Here is a 17,915-nt window from a genome sequence, read left to right on the forward strand (position 1 = left end):
TGTTGTTGACTGACCCGCCGCTTTCGCGAGCAGGCTCGCTCCCACAGCTTGTTTTGCGGCGCGTCAAAGATTGGCGCTTGACCTTGCCCGCATGGCAAGGTTGATCCTTGTAGGCATCTACTACAGGGAGTACGACCGATGTCCGATTCCATCACGTTCGATCTGCCGATTGCCGGCATGACCTGCGCCAGTTGTGCCGGGCGTGTCGAGCGGGCCTTGAGCAAAGTCAGCGGTGCCAGTGCCGTCAGCGTCAACCTCGCCACCGAGCAGGCCCGCTTACAGGCGCCCGGCGACAGTCTGCCGGCCTTGATGGCAGCAGTTGAGCGCGCCGGTTACAGCGTGCCGCAGCAGGCTATCGAATTGAATATCGAAGGCATGACCTGCGCCTCCTGCGTCGGCCGCGTCGAGCGAGCGCTGAACAAAGTGCCGGGCGTCAAAAGCGTCAGCGTCAACCTGGCCAACGAACGCGCACACCTCGAATTGCTCGGTCAGGTCGCCCCGCAAACGCTGCTTGAGGCCGTGAGCAAGGCCGGTTATTCGGCCAGCGTCTGGCAAGCCGAACACCCGCAAACCGATAACCAGCAACAGCGCCTCAAGCATGAACGCTGGGCGCTGATCTGCACGATTGCCCTCGCCCTGCCGCTGGTGGCGCCGATGTTGCTGCAACCGTTCGGCATCCACTGGATGCTCCCGGCCTGGGCGCAATTCGCCCTCGCCACGCCGGTGCAGTTCATTTTCGGTGCACGTTTTTATGTCGCCGCGTGGAAAGCCGTGCGTGCCGGAGCGGGCAACATGGACTTGCTGGTGGCCCTCGGCACCAGCGCCGGCTACGGCTTGAGTCTTTACGAGTGGGCGACCGCCGCCGGGCGCATGCCGCATCTGTATTTCGAAGCGTCGGCGGTGGTCATTGCCTTGGTGCTGCTCGGCAAATACCTGGAGAGCCGCGCCAAACGCCAGACCGCCAGCGCCATCCGCGCGCTGGAAGCATTGCGTCCGGAACGGGCGATTCAAGTCATCGACGGTCGCGAGCAGGATGTCGCCATCAGCGCCTTGCGCCTGAACGATCTGGTGCTGGTCAAACCCGGCGAGCGATTCCCGGTCGACGGCGAAGTCATCGAAGGCCAGAGCCACGCCGATGAAGCACTGATCAGCGGCGAAAGCCTGCCGGTACCGAAACAACCCGGAGACAAAGTCACCGGCGGCGCGATCAACGGTGAAGGCCGCTTGCTGGTGCGCACCCTGGCGCTCGGCGCAGAAACCGTGCTGGCGCGGATCATTCGTCTGGTTGAGGACGCTCAAGCCGCGAAAGCACCGATCCAGAAACTGGTGGATAAAGTCAGCCAGATCTTCGTGCCAACGGTGTTGCTGATCGCGTTGGTGACACTGATCGGCTGGCGGCTCTACGGCGCCCCCATGGAGACCGCGTTGATCAACGCCGTCGCGGTGCTGGTCATCGCCTGCCCTTGTGCGCTGGGCCTTGCCACGCCGACGGCGATCATGGCCGGCACCGGCGTGGCCGCGCGTCACGGCATTCTGATCAAGGACGCCGAAGCGCTGGAACGCGCCCATGAAGTCAGCAGTGTGGTGTTCGACAAAACCGGCACGCTGACCTCCGGCACGCCGCGCATTGCCCATTTCAGTGCAGTGGATGGTGATGAAGACACGCTGCTGAAACTGGCCGGTGCGCTGCAACGCGGCAGTGAACATCCGTTGGCCAAAGCGGTACTCGATGCCGCAGCGGAACGAGGCCTGAACGTGCCGGATGTCAGCGACAGTCAATCGCTGACCGGTCGCGGCATTGCCGGCAATCTTGAAGGCCGGCGTCTGGCGCTGGGCAATCGGCGGATGCTCGAAGAAAGTGCTTTGAACGCGGGCAACCTGAGCGAATCTGCCCAGACTTGGGAAGCCGAGGGCCGCACCCTGTCGTGGTTAATCGAGCAAAGCCCGGAACCGAAAGTGCTCGGCTTGTTCGCCTTCGGTGACACCCTGAAACCCGGTGCACTGGAAGCCGTGCAGCAGCTCGCCGCCCGCGGTATCCACAGCCATCTGCTGACCGGCGACAATCGCGGCAGCGCTCGCGTGGTCGCCGAGGCTCTGGGCATCAGCAATGTCCACGCCGAAGTGCTGCCGGCGGACAAAGCCGCCACCGTCAGCGAGCTGAAAAAAACCGGCGTGGTCGCCATGGTCGGTGACGGCATCAACGACGCCCCGGCCCTCGCCGCTGCCGACATCGGTATCGCCATGGGTGGCGGCACCGACGTCGCCATGCACGCGGCGGGCATTACCCTGATGCGCGGCGATCCACGGTTGGTGCCGGCGGCGCTGGAGATCAGTCGCAAGACCTACGCGAAGATCCGCCAGAACCTGTTCTGGGCCTTCGTCTATAACCTGATCGGCATTCCGCTGGCGGCGTTCGGCTTCCTCAATCCGGTGCTGGCCGGCGCGGCGATGGCGCTGTCGAGCGTCAGCGTGGTGAGCAATGCGCTACTGTTGAAAACCTGGAAACCCAAGGACCTGGAGGAACACCGATGAACATCGGCCAAGCGGCCAGACACAGTGGCCTGAGCGCGAAAATGATCCGCTATTACGAGTCGATCGGCCTGCTCAAAGCGGCGCATCGCACCGACAGCGGTTACCGGGTCTATGGCGACGATGATCTGCACACGCTGGCGTTTATCAAGCGCTCGCGGGATCTGGGCTTTTCGCTGGAGGAAGTCGGCAAACTGCTGACCCTTTGGCAGGATCGCCAACGGGCCAGCGCCGATGTGAAAGCATTGGCGCGCCAGCACATCGACGAGTTGAACCAGAAGATTCGCGAGCTCGGCGAATTACGCGACACCCTGCAAGACCTCGTCGAGCACTGCAACGGCGACCACCGCCCCGATTGCCCGATCCTCAAGGAACTGGCGTCGGGCTGCTGCGCACAATCCGCCCGCGCTTGAGCGCCAGAACTTTCACCAGCAGCAACGTACTGAGCGGAATGCCGTGGAACAGCATGACCACGGCACCCGGCGTCCACCAGGCGTAGAACGGCGCGGCGATCAGCATGCCGATACCGAACCCGGTCATTTGCAGCAAAGTCAGTACGCTAAAGATCGGCAGGCGCAATTGCTCGGGTTCACGTTGCAGACGCGACATCAGCCCGACCTCGGAAAAACCGTCACCCAACCCTGCCGGCAAGGAAAACAGCAACAGGGCATAGAGGCTGTGTTGCTGGAACATCAGGATAAAGCCGCAGGACATCAGCGCCACGCCAAAGAAAAACCGCCGTTCCAGATGGATGTTGTCCGAGCCTTTGAGACGGCTGGCGATTCGCGCACCGAGGAGCTTGCCGCTGGCCCAAACTGCGAGCATCAGCCCCAGCGTGGTACTCGCCGACTCCGGCGTGAGCAGTCTGGAGATGATCGGAAAGCCGACGTTGTGCGCGGCGCTGCCCAAAGTGTCGGCCATGGTGACCGCGAGCATCGCGGCAATCACCGGCGCAGAACGCAGGCCTTGCTTGAGCGCTGTCCATTCGCCGCGTTCCGGTGCGTCGTTGACGGTTGCGGGTGCGAACCGCAGCGGCACAATCAATAACGCGGCCAGCAAATAGGTCAGCGCATTCAGTGCGAACACCGTTTCAAAACCAAACCCCGCGACCAGCAAACCTGAAACCAGGCTGCCGCCGACCATCGCAGCGGATGAGGCCGAAGTGATCCAGGCGTTGGCCTTGAGCAGTTGATCAGCGGGGACCAGACGCGGCAACTGGCTGTTGAGGCCGATGGCAAACATCGAATTGCCCAGGCCCAGACCGAAGGCGATCACCGGCAACAGCAAGGCCTGTTGGCTGACGGGCACGATCAACAACAGACCGAGCACGCTGGCGCGCAGCAGGTCGAAGGCGATCAGCGGTGCGCGTCCGCTGCAACGACGGTAAAACGCGGTGCCGATCAGACTGGCAAAAATCCCCCCGCCGACGCGACTGGCGAGAAAGATCCCGACGCTTATTGCGCTGTTGCTCAGCAGGTAGACGTAGGTGGCCAGCGCGACCATGTTGAGGAAGGCGCCGAAATCGGAGATCAGTCGAGCGGTGACGATCAGGTGGGTGTTGCTCGGGGTGGTCACATTCAGTCCTTGAGTGTGGTTGGCGCGGTGGACAGTAGACTTGAATTTGCGGGGATCCGAAAGAGCCCTCACCCTAACCCTCTCCCATGGGGAGAGGGGACTGATTGGGGGATATTTGGGAGGTACACCGACCTGAACGTTTTTCGTTGAATCCATAATCGACTCGTTTTTTCAGGTCGATGTATGACGCAAGACACCTCGGTCGGCCCCCTCTCCCTCTGGGAGAGGGCTGGGCGGGCGGCGTTCCGATGAGGGGCTTCTGGGTTCCAAGGCTTCTGATTCAAACAAAAAACCCGGCCGAAGCCGGGTTTCTCATCAAGCAATCACTGCATCCACGGTGGTGGCGGTGGTTCGTCGGACTTGCCTTTCGGCTCGTCGTCCGCAGCACGGATGGCCTGCTTGCGTTCCTCGTCGAGGCGCGCCGCTTCGATCTCGCGCAACACCCCGCCGACGTCGGCCAGGTCTTCCGGATCATCGAACTCACCGGTCAGCACACTGTTCGGGTGCAGGGTGCCGGCTTCGTACAACGCCCACATTTCCTTGGCGTATTTGGTCAGCTTCAACTCCGGGGCAAAGCGTCCGAAGTAGGAAGCCATGTTGCCAACGTCGCGCTCCAGCATGCTGAACGCGTGGTTGTTGCCGGCAGCGTCCACGGCTTGCGGCAGGTCGATGATGACCGGGCCGGTCGGCGTCAGCAGCACGTTGAACTCCGAGAGGTCACCGTGCACCAGACCGGTACACAACATCAGCACGATCTGCGAAATCAGGAACGCGTGATACTCGCGCGCCTGATCCGGCTCCAGCACCACGTCATTGAGACGCGGCGCGGCATCGCCGAACTCGTCGGCCACCAGTTCCATCAACAGCACGCCGTCGAGGAAGTCGTAGGGTTTGGGCACCCGCACACCGGCGCCGGCCAGACGGAACAGCGCCGCCACTTCGGCGTTCTGCCAGGCATCTTCGGTCTCTTTGCGACCGAACTTGGAGCCTTTTGCCATTGCGCGAGCCTGTCGGCTGTTGCGCACCTTGCGGCCTTCCTGATACTCGGCCGCCTGGCGGAAACTGCGTTTGTTCGCCTCCTTGTAGACCTTTGCGCAACGTAACTGATTGCCGCAGCGCACCACATAAACAGCTGCTTCTTTGCCACTCATCAGTGGGCGCAGCACCTCGTCGACCAGACCGTCCTCGATCAGGGGTTCAATGCGTTTTGGAGTCTTCATCAGCTTTTATTGTGGGTCCTTTATTACCAAACACGCGAATGTCACTCGTTATACGGCAATCCTCGCATCACGGGGAGGGGTTGCCGACCTGTGAACGTTGAGAATGCACACACTGTGCCGGATTAAACAGGGCCAACTCTGCGCTCGCGCATCGACCGTGGGGAATCATAGCCGAGGCTGTTGTACTTGTTGGTACATGTCTTCAAGGGCATTTGCGACAGAATCTGACATCCGGCTGATGCCCCTTCGGCAGATTTTTGCAAAGTCGCCTCAATTTCCCTGTTTTGCAGCCGAAGCCCTCAATGACAGAGGGATTTGTCCGGCAATCGTTCCACAACAATCAGCGATGCCGCGCTCGGGGATACGAGTGATCCACAACGTTTTCGGCTGCCAATAAACCACAAGTCATCTGCACTGCGTGGGCCTACAAGAAAATCTGGAGCGCGGATGAACATCAAACAGAAATTGACGTGGGCGTTTGCAATCATCGCCTGCTTGCCGGTGGTGCTGGTCGCAACGCTGGTGGTGATGAACTTGCGCAGCGATGCCCGGGACAGTTTTGTCGACAGCAGCGGTCGCGAAATCCGTCAGGTCAGCAATGCCATGCAGCTGTTTTTTGATGGCATCAGCCAGAACGTCGATTACCTGGCGTCGCAGCCGCTGATCAAAAACACCGACGACAGCCTCAAGACCTACATGAGCGCCAACGCCGAATCCATCCCGCAGGGCGAGATGGACAAAAAGGTCTTCGCGTTCCTCCAGGACCTGGGCAACGCCCACCCGGCTTACGCCTACGCCATCGTTGGCACCGCCGCCGGTGGTTATGTGTCATGGCCGGACGATCCCAAACTCAACAATTACGACCCGCGTCAGCGGCCGTGGTACAAGGCTGCCCAGGCCAAACCGGGCAAACCGTTGCGGACCGCCGCTTACTACTGGGCGCAGGACGATGCGACCTACGTCAGCACCGTGCGCACCATCGACAACAAACTCGGCAGCAACGGCGGCGTGGTCAGCATCGACGTGACGCTCAAGCAGCTCACCGAGATCGTCAAACAGATCAAGCTGGGCGAAACCGGCTACCTGATGCTCCTGGAAAACAGCGGCACGGTGCTGGTCGATCCGAAACAGCCGGAACACAACTTCAAGCCGCTGGACAGCCTCGGCGAAGGCTATGCGCAGCTGGCCAAGGCCGGCAAAGGCCTGGTCGAAGTCGAGCTTAACGGTGAGCGCTACATGGCCAACGTCTGGCCGTCGGAGCAATTGGGCTGGACCTTCGTCGGCCTGATCAAGCAGAGCGATGTGATGAGCTCAGCCACGCAACTGACCTGGCTGATCGCGATCATCGCCGCCGTGCTGGCCGTGCTGTTCGCCGTGGTTGGCGCCAGTTTCGCCACCCTCATCGTGCGGCCGATCCGCAGCGTCGCCAGTGGCCTGGAAGGCATTGCGCAGGGCGAAGGCGACCTGACCAAAAACCTCGACATCCGGGGCAACGACGAAACCGCGCAACTGGCCAACTGGTTCAATCAGTTCCTCACCGCGATCCGCAGCCTGATCCAGCACATCGGCGGCGCCGCCGGGAAAATCCTCGCGACCTCGCAGAGTTCGACCCGCGTCTCAAGCGACATGGCCGAAGCCGCCGGGCGTCAGCGTGAAGCGGTCGACATGGTCTCGACCGCGTTCCACGAAATGGTCGCCACCGCTAACGAAGTCGCGCGCTCGTGCAGTCAGGCAGCGGACTCCGCCGACAGCGGCCAGCGTCAGGCCCGCCAAGGCCAGCAACAGATTGATGCGGCGGTGCACAGCGTCGATCAACTGAGCCAGGAGCTGGAGCAATCGGCGCAGTCAATGCAACAACTGGAGCGCGACAGCAACGATATCCAGTCGATCCTCGGCACCATCCGCTCCATCGCCGAACAGACCAACCTGCTGGCGCTCAACGCCGCCATCGAAGCAGCCCGCGCCGGTGAACAGGGGCGCGGTTTTGCCGTGGTGGCGGATGAGGTGCGCGCACTGGCCAAACGCACGGCGGATTCGACGGCAGAGATCGATGGTCTGCTCGGCAATCTGGCCAAGCGCACCAGTCAGGTCACACAACAGATGCACGCCAGCCTGCAGGTCTCGCAGCAGTCGGTGACGCGTATCGGCGAGGCGCGCGAAAGCTTCGGGCAGATCCGCGAATCGGTGGACGTGATTCGTGACATGAACACGCAAATCGCTACCGCTGCTGAAGAACAGCATCAGGTGGCTGAGGACATCAACCGGCACATCAGCCAGATTCACGGGGATGCGCAGTTGGTGGCAGAACTGGCCAACTCGGCGCGTCTGGATTCGCAGAGTCTGGCGGGGTTGTCGAATGAGTTGGATGGGTTGGTCAGACGGTTTCGTACCTGAACCCAAAAGCCCCTCATCGGAACGCCGCCCGCCCAGCCCTCTCCCTGAGGGAGAGGGGGCTGACCGAGGTGTCTGGCATTATGCATCGACCTGAAATACCGCGTCGATTATGGATTCTATAAAGCAAGATCAGGTCGGCGCACCTCTGAAGCATCCCCCAATCGGTCCCCTCTCCCTCTGGGCGGTCCGACGTTTCGGGAGGGCTAGGGCGAGGGGCTCTTTCAGCGTCAGCGTTCGATGATGGCGGTGACGCCCTGCCCACCCGCCGCGCAAATCGATATCAACCCCCTGCCCTTCCCCGCTGCGTCCAGCAACTTCGCCAGGTTCGCGACGATGCGCCCACCGGTCGCCGCAAACGGATGCCCGGCCGCCAGCGAACTGCCCTTCACGTTCAGCCGGCTACGATCAATCGAACCCAACGGCGCATCAAGGCCCAAACGGGTTTTGCAGTATTCGGGATCCTCCCAGGCCTTCAGCGTGCACAGCACTTGCGCCGCGAACGCTTCATGAATTTCGTAGTAGTCAAAATCCTGCAAGGTCAGCCCGTTGCGTGCCAGCAACCGTGGCACGGCATACACCGGCGCCATCAGCAGCCCTTCGGCGCCGTTGACGAAATCCACTGCCGCCGCTTCGCCATCGCGCAGGTACGCGAGGATCGGCAAGCCGCGTTCCTTCGCCCACTCTTCACTGCCGAGCAGCACCACAGACGCGCCATCGGTCAGCGGCGTGGAGTTGCCTGCCGTCAACGTGCCTTTCGCGCTTTTTTCGAAGGCGGGTTTCAGCGTCGCGAGTTTTTCCAGGGTCAGGTCCGGGCGCAGATTGTTGTCGCGGGTCAGACCAAGGAACGGTGTCATCAGGTCGTTGTGCCAACCCTCGCTATAGGACGCAGCGAGTTTGTGGTGGCTTTCGAGGGCCAGTTGATCCTGATCTTCACGCGGGATGTTCCAGGTCTGCGCCATCAGTTCGCAGTGCTGCCCCATCGACAGGCCGGTGCGCGGTTCACCGTTACGCGGAAATTCCGGGATCAGGTGTTGCGGCCGCAACTGCAGTAAGGTTTTCAGCTTGTCGCCGGTGGTCTTGGCGCGGTTGGCTTGCAAGAGGATTCTGCGCAGGCCTTCGCTGACACTGATCGGCGCGTCCGAGGTGGTGTCGACGCCACCGGCGATGCCGCTCTCGATCTGGCCGAGGGCGATCTTGTTCGCCACCAGGATCGCCGCTTCCAGGCCAGTGCCGCAGGCTTGCTGAATGTCGTAGGCGGGCGTCGCCGGGGACAGACGCGAGCCGAGCACACATTCACGGGTCAGATTCATATCTCGTGACAATTTCAGCACTGCGCCCGCCACCACTTCGCCAATGCGCTGGCCGTGCAGGTTGTAGCGTTCGATCAGGCCTTCGAGGGCGGCGGTGAGCATCGCCTGATTACTCGCCGTGGCGTACGGCCCGTTGGAACGGGCGAAGGGAATGCGGTTACCGCCGATGATCGCGACGCGGCGCAGCTGACTCATGAATAACTCCTTTTCCGAAGGTTTGAATTCACGCCGATCCCCTGTAGGAGTGAGCCTGCTCGCGATAGCGGTGGGTCAGATAAACATTTCTTGACTGATACACCGCGCCTTATTGCGTGGATCGAACGATTGATTGCCATCGGTAGTCCACACTTTGAACCCCAACTTCTGGAGAGCGTTCCATGTCTGACCGCTATATCGACTTCGCCAACTCGTCCATCGGCCATCGCCTGGTCGGGGCGCTGGGCCTGCCGTCGCCGGTGCGGCTGGAACGCTGGCAGGCCGGGCGCCTGCGGCCGGTGGAAGGGGCGCTGCTGATCGGCGGCGGGCCACTGGCGGAGCGCGTCAGTGCCTTCGCCAACCGTTTGACCGACGGCATCTACCGTTACGGCGAACAACCGGCAACCGCTACCGAATGGATTCCCGGCCACGGCCCGAAACTCAAAGCCGTGGTGTTCGACGCCAGCGAGTTGCTGCATACCGACCAGCTCAAGCAACTGCGCGAATTCTTCCAGCCGTTGATGAAGAATCTTGAGCACAGCGCCCATCTGGTGATCCTTGGCCGTGCCCCGGAAACCCTCAGTGATCCGTTTGCTGCCAGTGCGCAACGAGCGCTGGAAGGGTTTTCCCGTTCGCTGGCCAAGGAACTTCGCAGCGGCGGCACGCTGCAACTGATCTACGTCGGTGAGGGCGCCGAAGATCAACTGGAAGGCCCGCTGCGGTTTTTCCTCTCGCCGAAAAGTGCGTTCGTGTCCGGGCAGGTGATTCGCCTGACAGCTTGTGCGACGCCAGTGACTGACTGGACCCGGCCGCTGGCCGGACGCAAGGCGCTGGTCACTGGTGCGGCTCGCGGTATCGGCGCATCGATTGCCGAAACCCTGGCGCGCGACGGCGCCGAGGTGATCCTGCTCGACGTGCCGCCGGCGAAGACCGATCTGGAAGCCCTTGCCGCCCGCCTCGGCGGCCGCGCGATTACCCTGGATATCTGCGCCGCCGACGCCGCCACGCAATTGATCGAACAACTGCCTGACGGCCTCGATATTCTGGTGCACAACGCCGGCATCACCCGCGACAAAACCCTGGCCAATATGACCCCGGAATTCTGGGACGCGGTGCTGGCGGTCAACCTCAACGCACCGCAAGTGCTGACCCAGGCCCTGCTCGACAGCGGCACGCTGCGCGACAACGCGCGGGTGATTCTGCTGGCCTCGATCAGCGGCATTGCCGGCAATCGCGGGCAAACCAACTACGCCGCGAGCAAGGCCGGGCTGATTGGTCTTGCGCAGGCCTGGGCGCCTACGCTGCTGGAACGTGGGATCAGCATCAATGCCGTCGCCCCCGGTTTTATCGAGACGCAAATGACTGCACACATTCCGTTTGGCCTGCGTGAGGCGGGCCGGCGCATGAGTTCGCTCGGTCAGGGCGGTTTACCGCAAGACGTCGCCGAAGCCGTCGCGTGGCTGGCGCAACCGGGCACCGGAGCATTCACCGGGCAGGCGCTGCGGGTCTGCGGACAAAGCGTTCTGGGGGCTTAGGCATGAGCATCGAATGGCATACGCTGGATCGCGAACCGAGCCTGCCTGGGCTCTACGCACGAGCGGCGACGCGACGAAAAATCACCGGCACCCAATTACCCGACAGCGGCCTGCGCTGTTGGGTCGATGTCGATGGCCAACGCCTGGCGGGCTATCGCAAGGTCTGCGGATTCGTCGATGACGGTCTGTTGCCGCCGACCTATCCGCACATCCTCGCCTTTGCATTGCAGATGCAATTGCTCACCGCCAAAGCCTTTCCGTTCCCGCTGCTGGGGCTGATTCATCTGAGCAACCGCATTCGCGTGTTGCGCCCGATGGGCGGGATCGGTCGGGCGCAGGTCAGCGTGCGCGTGACGAATCTGCAAGCGCATCCCAAAGGTGCGACGTTCGATCTGCTGACCACCCTGGATGATCAGCTCGGGCCGCTGTGGGAAGCGGAAAGCCAGATGCTCTGTCGCGGTGTGAAACTTGAGGGCGAGCCGGCCGAGCAGACCTGGGAGCCGTCGCAATCGCTGGTGGAGGTGGCGCGCTGGAAAGCCCCGGTCGATATCGGTCGGCAATACGCCAAAGTGTCCGGCGACTACAACCCGATTCACCTGAGTGCGGCCAGTGCCAGGCTGTTTGGCTTTCCAACAGCGATCGCCCATGGTTTGTGGAACAAGGCGCGGACCCTCGCGGCGCTGAACGATCATTTGCCCAAGGCCAACCTTGAGATCGCCGTGCACTTTCGCAAACCGGTGCGCCTGCCCAGTGAGGTGACCCTGCTGGCGAGTGCGGCGGGGTCCAGTGGTGAGTTGCGGCTGATCGGTGCGCAAGACCTGGAGCATATGGTCGGGCAGTGGCAACCGATTGCCTGAGCACGCGGGATACCGTTAATTGTGTGTATATAACTTAAGTTTTCGCCGTCCTTCCGCCTTCCGCTGAAAAAACCAGGGCCTTGATTATCAAGGCCTTTTTTTGTCCGGCTATATCCTGGGTATTAGTCCTTAGGCGCTGAACTTCACCTTATATATAAAGGCGTTAATACCAACTTGAGAATGGCCTGAAACCTGCCCCTGGACTGAGATTGAGCACAACGGGCGAAGGCATCACCGACAACAGATCGGCGAGCCATCGAAGACAACGAACGTTGTGACAGGTGCAAGGAATCTCAATCATGAAAACTCAAGATGTGTGGTGCAAATCGGCAATCGCTCTGGCATTGATTCTCTCCCTCGGCCTCGCCGGCTGCAGCAGCGGCGGTGGCGGCCATCACAGCAGCTCCGGCAGTTCTGCGGCGGACGGCACCTCGGGTACTGGCGGTACGGGCGGCAGCGGTGATACTGCAGGCACAGGCGGAACTGGCGGGACCGGGAACACAGGTGGTACTGGCGGAACCGGTGGCACCGATCCGACCAATCCAACCAACCCGACAGACCCAACGGATCCGACCAACCCGACCAATCCGACCACCACACCGCTGGTGACCACCACCCTGGTGCAGGATGTCGGTAAGACCGTCGCTGGCGTCGGCGATGGCGTTGGCCAGATCGGCGACTCGCTGGGTACCGTACCGGTGGTCGGTGGTGTGGTGCAGAGTGCGGCCAACACCGCAGGCAATGTTGTCAGCACCTTGGGTGATGGCGTCGCCAATGGCGTAGGCAAACTGGCCACCGACCCTAATGGCCTGACCACCACCGTTGCTTCGGTTGGCGGTGTAGTGACGGATGTTGGCAACGGCGTCTCCGACCTCAGCGCCAAGCTGTCCACTGCGACGGGCAGCGTACCGGTGGTGGGCGGTGTGGTGACCAAAGTCGCGCCGCTGCTTGATGGTGTCGGCGAGAAAGTCACCATGCTCGGCAATACCCTCGACACCACGCTGACCAGCGGCCCAACCAGCCAACTGACGAACAAACTCGGCGGTAGTCTGGTGCCAGTGATTGCGATGGTTGAAAGCACCACGGACAAACTCGGCGCGACCACAGGTCTTGGCGATCCACTCAAAGGCGTGGTTGCGCAAGTCGGTGGTGCGGTGAACACACTGGGCGGCAATGTTACCGATGCGGGTAACGGCAACGCCTTGACCAACACACTCGGCGGCGCGTTGAGCGATACCGGCACCGCAGTCGCCAAGGCCGGTGGTCTGGTGTCCAACGGCACTGGTTCGGGTACTGGTGGAGTGGGCGGTGGCCTCGGTGGTACTGGCCTGCTGCAAACCGTTGGCGGCGCGGTGGTCAATGTCGGCTCAGGTCTGGCGGCAGGCAACGGCACTCTCGCAGCGCCTGGCAACGTCCTGGCAGCGGCCGGCAACACAGTGGCTTCGCTCAACACCGTACTCGGCGGTTCGGGCACCCCGATCACCGCAACCACCTCACCTCTGGCCACGGTTGGCGGAACCTTGGGCGCAGGCCTGAACCCGGTCACCAGTGGCGTTACCAACGTGACTCAGCAACTCGGCGCCGCTACCGGTATCGGCTCACCTGTTGCAGGTCTTACCGGCCAGGTGGGCGGCGCGGTCAGCAGTATCGGCGGCAGCATTGCTGCGACCAACAACCCGGTCACCACCGCAGTCGGTGGTCTGGTCAGCAACGTCGGCGGCACCGTCGCCGCCGTCGGTGGCCTGGTCAACGGCGGTACCAGCGGGGGTACCACCAGTGGCGGTCTGGGCGGTGTACTCGGTGGTCTGACTGGCACTCTGGGAGGCAACACACGCTAAATTGCACCTGGCCGATTCGACGGCCTCACCTACAGCGCCTACGCTTGGTTGAGGGCGGAAGATTCCCACGAGTCTTCCGCTTTTTTCTTAGGAAAATTCAGCCCAGTGCCGTGATCTGACCATGGAGTGTCCTATGCGCGTAATGGCATCCCTGCTGTTCCTCAGTCTCAGTTCCGCCGCCCTCGCCGACACCCTGCCCAGCTTTCTCAACAGCAACGAAACCATCCGCAATCTGCCGGTGCCGAACCTGCCGGCCGATGCCTATCGCCCAAGCGCCACGCCGGTGCAAGTGCCGGACGCTGGTGCCGCCGCTGCGCAACCGCTGTTGATGGACACCAAGATCAAACTGCAAACCGTGCAGATCGAAGGCGGCACCCTCTACCCGCTCAACGAACTCGCCGAAATCTATAAGCCCCTGATCGGCCGGCAAGCCACGCTCGCCGAGCTGATCGAAGCCACGCGCAACATCACCCGACGCTATCAGCAGGACGGTTACCTGCTGTCCTACGCGTTCTTGCCGCAGCAAAATTTCAATGACGGCGTAGCGCGCGTGGTGCTGGTGGAAGGCTACGTCCGCGATATCCAGATCCAGGGCGATGTCGGCCGGGTCAAAGCGCTACTGGACAAACTGGCGGCGAAGATTCAGACCGAGCGGCCGCTGACCCGCAAGACGTTCGAGCGCTACACCACGCTGATGACGCGCATTCCCGGGGTGACGATCCAGGCCCAGGTGCCACCGCCCGGCACCACCGACGGCGCCACAACGCTGGTGGCCCAGGCCAGTCGAAAACCCTTCACCAGCACGCTGAGCACCACCGAAGACAACCGCAACGGCACCCAGGCCCTGCTCGGTGTCAGCAGCAATTCGCAAACCGCGATGGGCGAGCAACTGACCCTCAGCGGCCTGTTTCCACCGGGTGACGATCACGAACATTACTACCGGCTCGACTACAACCAGTTCCTCAATGACGAGGGCGCACAACTGGCGCTGTCGGCTTCACGCTACCGTGCTGACCCCGGCACCAATGTCCTGCTCGACAATGGCCTGCAACTCAAACCGCACCGCGAAAACGACCGCTACTCGATCGGTTTCACCCTGCCGCTGATTGCCGCTTCCAACGAACTGCTGACGGCCGGTTCAAGGCTTTACGCGGTCAACGACAAGACCCGCTACAAGGTGATCGGCTTCCCGCTGAGTGTCGAAGAACGCACCGACATCCGCGCCCTCGCCTTCGAGAGCGACTGGCGCAAGGCCGATGCCCGCCAGTTGCGGATCCTCAGCGGCGGCGTGTACCAGGGCCTCGACAGCATGGGCGCGAAAACCAACAACAACGCCATCGACCTCGACTTCTTTCGCCTGCGCCTGTCTGGCGTACAGAGCGACAAGTTCCTCGACAATTGGCAAGGGGTGCTGTCGGCCGCGCTGTACTGGAGCGACGATACCCTGCCCGACAGCGAGCGCGCGGTGTTCGGCGGGCAGAACTTCGGTCGTGGTTATCCCGACGATCAAGCGTCCGGCGACAAGGGCTGGGGCGTGGCGTACGAGGTCAACTACAGCTTCAACCGCGACGGCAACTGGGTGCGCATCCTGCAACCGTATGTCGTACTCGATCGCTCGCGCAGTTGGTTCAATGAATTGCCGGTGCGGGCCAACAATCTGTCATCGGCGGCGATCGGGCTACGGTTTGGCGATGCCAAGTACTACAACATTGCGCTGGAAGCGGCGAAGGCAATGTCGGATGAAGCGCTGGACACGTTCAATCGCAAGCCCAGGTACAGCATCAGTTTCAGTTACCAGTTGTAAGCTGAAACACCAAGAGGCTTCGGCAGCGGCGGGTGGAGTGTACAAACGGCAGAACTGGGTCGGATTGCAGGCAGCCTTCGCGAGCAGGCTCACTCCTACAATTGGATTGAGTGCATTCAGTTAGAAATTGGCCGGCTGTCAGGCCGCCATCGCGAGCAGGCTCATTCCTACAGTTGGATTGAGTGCATTCAGTTAGAAACTGGCCGGCTGTCAGGCCGCTTTCGCAGGAACGCCGTCCGCAGCAAACTCGCCCCCACAGAAAAGCCAAAGCAAAACAGCGCACACCGCGCGCACCGCGCACCGCTACCGCTCCTCACCACTCAACAGGATGAGCGTTAGCTCGGCTGCAGCTCTTGATCTTGATTCACCGGCCGCGTCGGCAGGCTGAGTGGAGGGATTGATCCGGGGGTGGGAGCGTAGCGACCGTTTGGCGAAGCCAAACACAGCGAGAGGAGGTGCAGCGAAGCAAACCGTAGGCGCTGCCCCCGGATCGATCCCGGAGCGAAGGAACCCCGAGCCTCAGCGAGTGGGCCGAACGTTGCGGCAAGCCTTTTTGGGTACTTTTTCGGCGTCTGGAAAAAGTGCCTCGCCGTAAGGGCGAAACCGCCAGCTGCAACACCCAAAAAAACGGATATTCACCCAAAACACCCAAAGCACGGTCGGCCCAGAGGCCGCCGAGTTCAACCTCAGCCAACCTGAACCTTAGGCTTGGGAAACAAATTATCCAAAGTCTCCAACAACCTGACGTAATAAATCGGCTTGCGAAACAGATCCACCACCTGCAACCGCAACAAATCACTGACATCTTCCATATCCGCATGCCCCGACATCACAATCACCGGCAAATGCTGCCGAGAAGTATGCTCACGCAAGCGCTTGATCAACGACATGCCGGACTCCTCCGGCATGCGTAAATCAGTGATCACCAACGCGATATCGGGATGGCGAGTCAGATGATGCAACGCCAGCTTCACCGACGTCGCCGTATGACAGACAAACCCCTCCCCCTCGAGCAACTCCGCCAGCTCCAGCAACGCGTCCTCTTCATCGTCAACCAAAAGCAACTGTTGGCGGTGCGGCGAAGACGCGTTCATAGGCAATACCTGAAAGCTGAATGGAAAATCCATTGTAGTGCGATATCAGCCAGGTGCAGCGTTCCCATGACTCAAGGCGTCGGCCGTGTCACAGCCGTACCATCAAGAGACGTCAAAATATTATTGAAGATCGCCAGCACCCTATCGCCAAGAGGGGTTACGAATGCCACAACCACGACGGCGACCATCGCCACCACAATGGCGTACTCGATCGCCGAAGCCCCTTCTTCATTCTTGATGAACACCCGGGCTCTGGACATTAGATAGTCGAAAGTCATGCGAAACATAGGACTGCTCCTTTGCGCCTCTGGCGCTGATGTCACTACAACGGCAAAGACCCACCGTGCCATTTGAGCATTGTCAACAAACCCCCACCCAACAACTGTAAGAACGAATTAACCGGAAAGTATTAATCCAATCGTGTTTTTGCCATCGGCTGCTGTTAATTGGCCAAGACTCATACTTTCGTGAGTTATTTTCCTGTCAGTAATGGCGTTTTGGCTTGGATCAGCTAGCGTGGAAATAGCGAAATAGTTGCATGTTCATAGCTGCCGGATTGGGAACTTCTCTCGTTAGCAATAGCAGTGGGTAGTGCAGCAGGAAAGGGAGAGCCGTCATGAACAGTCGCGTCACCATGGGCCTTGCAGCCATCCTGTTATTGGGAGCCATTTTTGTCGGTTACTGGGGACTGGTACTCAGTCGTCAACCAGCGCCCGTCGCCGTCGCCCCCGTCGCCCCAACTGTCACTGTTGAAAAAACTGTCGCGATCGCCGAAGACCAGACCCGCCAACCTGTGGTGGTGCTGCTGCACGATGTGCCACCCTTCACTGCGCTGACCGCCGCCGATGTAGCGGTGGAAAAACTGCGCAGTGCACCGGCGGGCAGCTTGAGCACTGTCGATCAGGCCATTGGCCGCACACCTTGGCGGCACCTCAGCGCCGGCACCTGGCTGAACGATGAAAGCTTCACCGCCGGCGGTTCACTGGCACGCATGATTCACAGTGACGAACGCGCGCTCACCGTGGCTGTTGACGAAGTGATCGGTGCCGCCGGGCAACTGATTCCCGGCGATTACGTCGATGTCTTGCTCTACTTGCGCCAGGATTCCAGCAACCTCGAACAGTCGGCACAGATCGTTTTACCGGCCATGCGTGTGCTGGGTGTCGGCGATCAATACGGCCTGACCAACGACGGCCAACCGGCCTCGCCGGCCCTGAGTGCAGACGAAAAACTCAAACAGGATCAACGCCGCGTCGCCGCGCGCACCGTGGTGCTGGCGGTGCCGGAACAACTGCTCAGTCGCCTGATGCTCGCCACCCAGGCCGGCACCTTGCGCCTGGCCGTACGCAGCAGTGAAGAGCAGCGCCTGGCCAAATACTGGGCCGGCGAAAACCAGTCCACGGCCCATCTCGACACCGCCAACCGACAACTCTTCCAGTTCAACCAACTGGCCATGGGCACCGCACCGAAAGCACCGTCCAGTGGTGGTTCCGGTGGCGCCGCACGGCCTGCCGTGGAAATCATTCGCGGCAACCAGATCACCCAACAAAACCCATGACTGCGC

At 61.4% G+C, this 17,915-nt stretch carries 13 protein-coding genes and 1 pseudogene; 9 read left to right on the forward strand and 5 right to left on the reverse strand.

Annotated features, from left to right (window positions below; genetic code table 11):
- Positions 1-138 precede the first annotated feature (138 nt).
- Together AC1DVF_RS23395 and cueR are read left to right on the forward strand one after the other, a co-directional pair.
- Positions 139-2,532, forward strand: coding sequence for a heavy metal translocating P-type ATPase (locus AC1DVF_RS23395; protein ID WP_477783212.1), 2,394 nt, complete (start codon positions 139-141; stop codon positions 2,530-2,532).
- The gene (gene cueR, locus AC1DVF_RS23400; RefSeq protein WP_093430285.1) at positions 2,529-2,942 is read left to right on the forward strand and encodes a Cu(I)-responsive transcriptional regulator; all 414 of its coding nucleotides are present in this window, start codon (positions 2,529-2,531) and stop codon (positions 2,940-2,942) included. Before AC1DVF_RS23395 ends, cueR begins: the two co-directional genes overlap by 4 nt.
- On the opposite strand, the gene AC1DVF_RS23405 is transcribed toward cueR, so the two are convergent.
- Together AC1DVF_RS23405 and AC1DVF_RS23410 are read right to left on the reverse strand one after the other, a co-directional pair.
- Positions 2,896-4,104 (reverse strand): MFS transporter, encoded by a 1,209-nt coding sequence (locus AC1DVF_RS23405; protein ID WP_320335866.1) that lies wholly within the window; start codon positions 4,102-4,104, stop codon positions 2,896-2,898. The two genes, cueR and AC1DVF_RS23405, sit on opposite strands and share 47 nt — an antisense overlap.
- Positions 4,105-4,427: 323 nt before the next feature.
- Positions 4,428-5,324, reverse strand: a complete 897-nt coding sequence (locus AC1DVF_RS23410) for a PA4780 family RIO1-like protein kinase (protein ID WP_007914672.1) — start codon at positions 5,322-5,324, stop codon at positions 4,428-4,430.
- A 528-nt stretch (positions 5,325-5,852) separates the two neighbouring features.
- On the opposite strand from AC1DVF_RS23410, the pseudogene AC1DVF_RS23415 reads away from it, so the two are divergent.
- Both AC1DVF_RS23415 and AC1DVF_RS23420 read left to right on the forward strand, forming a co-directional pair.
- A pseudogene (locus AC1DVF_RS23415) lies at positions 5,853-6,860 on the forward strand (cache domain-containing protein); the annotation flags it as partial.
- Between the two features lie 129 nt (positions 6,861-6,989).
- Complete coding sequence (locus AC1DVF_RS23420; RefSeq protein ID WP_394505892.1) at positions 6,990-7,718, forward strand: methyl-accepting chemotaxis protein; 729 nt, start codon at positions 6,990-6,992, stop codon at positions 7,716-7,718.
- A 227-nt stretch (positions 7,719-7,945) separates the two neighbouring features.
- Here AC1DVF_RS23420 and AC1DVF_RS23425 read toward each other — a convergent pair whose 3' ends face one another.
- Positions 7,946-9,223, reverse strand: a complete 1,278-nt coding sequence (locus AC1DVF_RS23425; RefSeq protein WP_099757911.1) for an acetyl-CoA C-acetyltransferase — start codon at positions 9,221-9,223, stop codon at positions 7,946-7,948.
- Between the two features lie 182 nt (positions 9,224-9,405).
- On the opposite strand from AC1DVF_RS23425, the gene AC1DVF_RS23430 reads away from it, so the two are divergent.
- The 4 genes from AC1DVF_RS23430 (at position 9,406) to AC1DVF_RS23445 (ending at position 15,257) form a co-directional block, all read left to right on the forward strand.
- Positions 9,406-10,758, forward strand: a complete 1,353-nt coding sequence (locus AC1DVF_RS23430; protein ID WP_099757910.1) for a 3-oxoacyl-ACP reductase — start codon at positions 9,406-9,408, stop codon at positions 10,756-10,758.
- Positions 10,759-10,760: 2 nt separating this feature from the next.
- Positions 10,761-11,615: a MaoC family dehydratase gene (locus AC1DVF_RS23435; RefSeq protein ID WP_093430280.1), complete on the forward strand. Its 855-nt coding sequence runs from the start codon at positions 10,761-10,763 to the stop codon at positions 11,613-11,615.
- A gap of 299 nt (positions 11,616-11,914) precedes the next feature.
- On the forward strand, positions 11,915-13,453 hold the full coding sequence (locus tag AC1DVF_RS23440) for a collagen-like triple helix repeat-containing protein (protein ID WP_477783213.1): 1,539 nt from the start codon (positions 11,915-11,917) through the stop codon (positions 13,451-13,453).
- A gap of 133 nt (positions 13,454-13,586) precedes the next feature.
- Positions 13,587-15,257 (forward strand): ShlB/FhaC/HecB family hemolysin secretion/activation protein, encoded by a 1,671-nt coding sequence (locus tag AC1DVF_RS23445; RefSeq protein ID WP_093430278.1) that lies wholly within the window; start codon positions 13,587-13,589, stop codon positions 15,255-15,257.
- 686 nt (positions 15,258-15,943) lie between these two features.
- Here AC1DVF_RS23445 and AC1DVF_RS23450 read toward each other — a convergent pair.
- Entirely contained in the window at positions 15,944-16,351 is a 408-nt protein-coding gene (locus AC1DVF_RS23450; protein ID WP_257356945.1) for a response regulator, read from the reverse strand.
- 71 nt (positions 16,352-16,422) lie between these two features.
- Complete coding sequence (locus AC1DVF_RS23455; RefSeq protein WP_095047415.1) at positions 16,423-16,629, reverse strand: Flp family type IVb pilin; 207 nt, start codon at positions 16,627-16,629, stop codon at positions 16,423-16,425.
- 338 nt (positions 16,630-16,967) lie between these two features.
- Here AC1DVF_RS23455 and cpaB point away from each other — a divergent pair, with 338 nt between their 5' ends.
- Positions 16,968-17,909: a Flp pilus assembly protein CpaB gene (gene cpaB, locus AC1DVF_RS23460; protein ID WP_099757905.1), complete on the forward strand. Its 942-nt coding sequence runs from the start codon at positions 16,968-16,970 to the stop codon at positions 17,907-17,909.
- Positions 17,910-17,915 lie beyond the last annotated feature (6 nt).

The organism is Pseudomonas sp. P4_D7 (assembly GCF_056401755.1).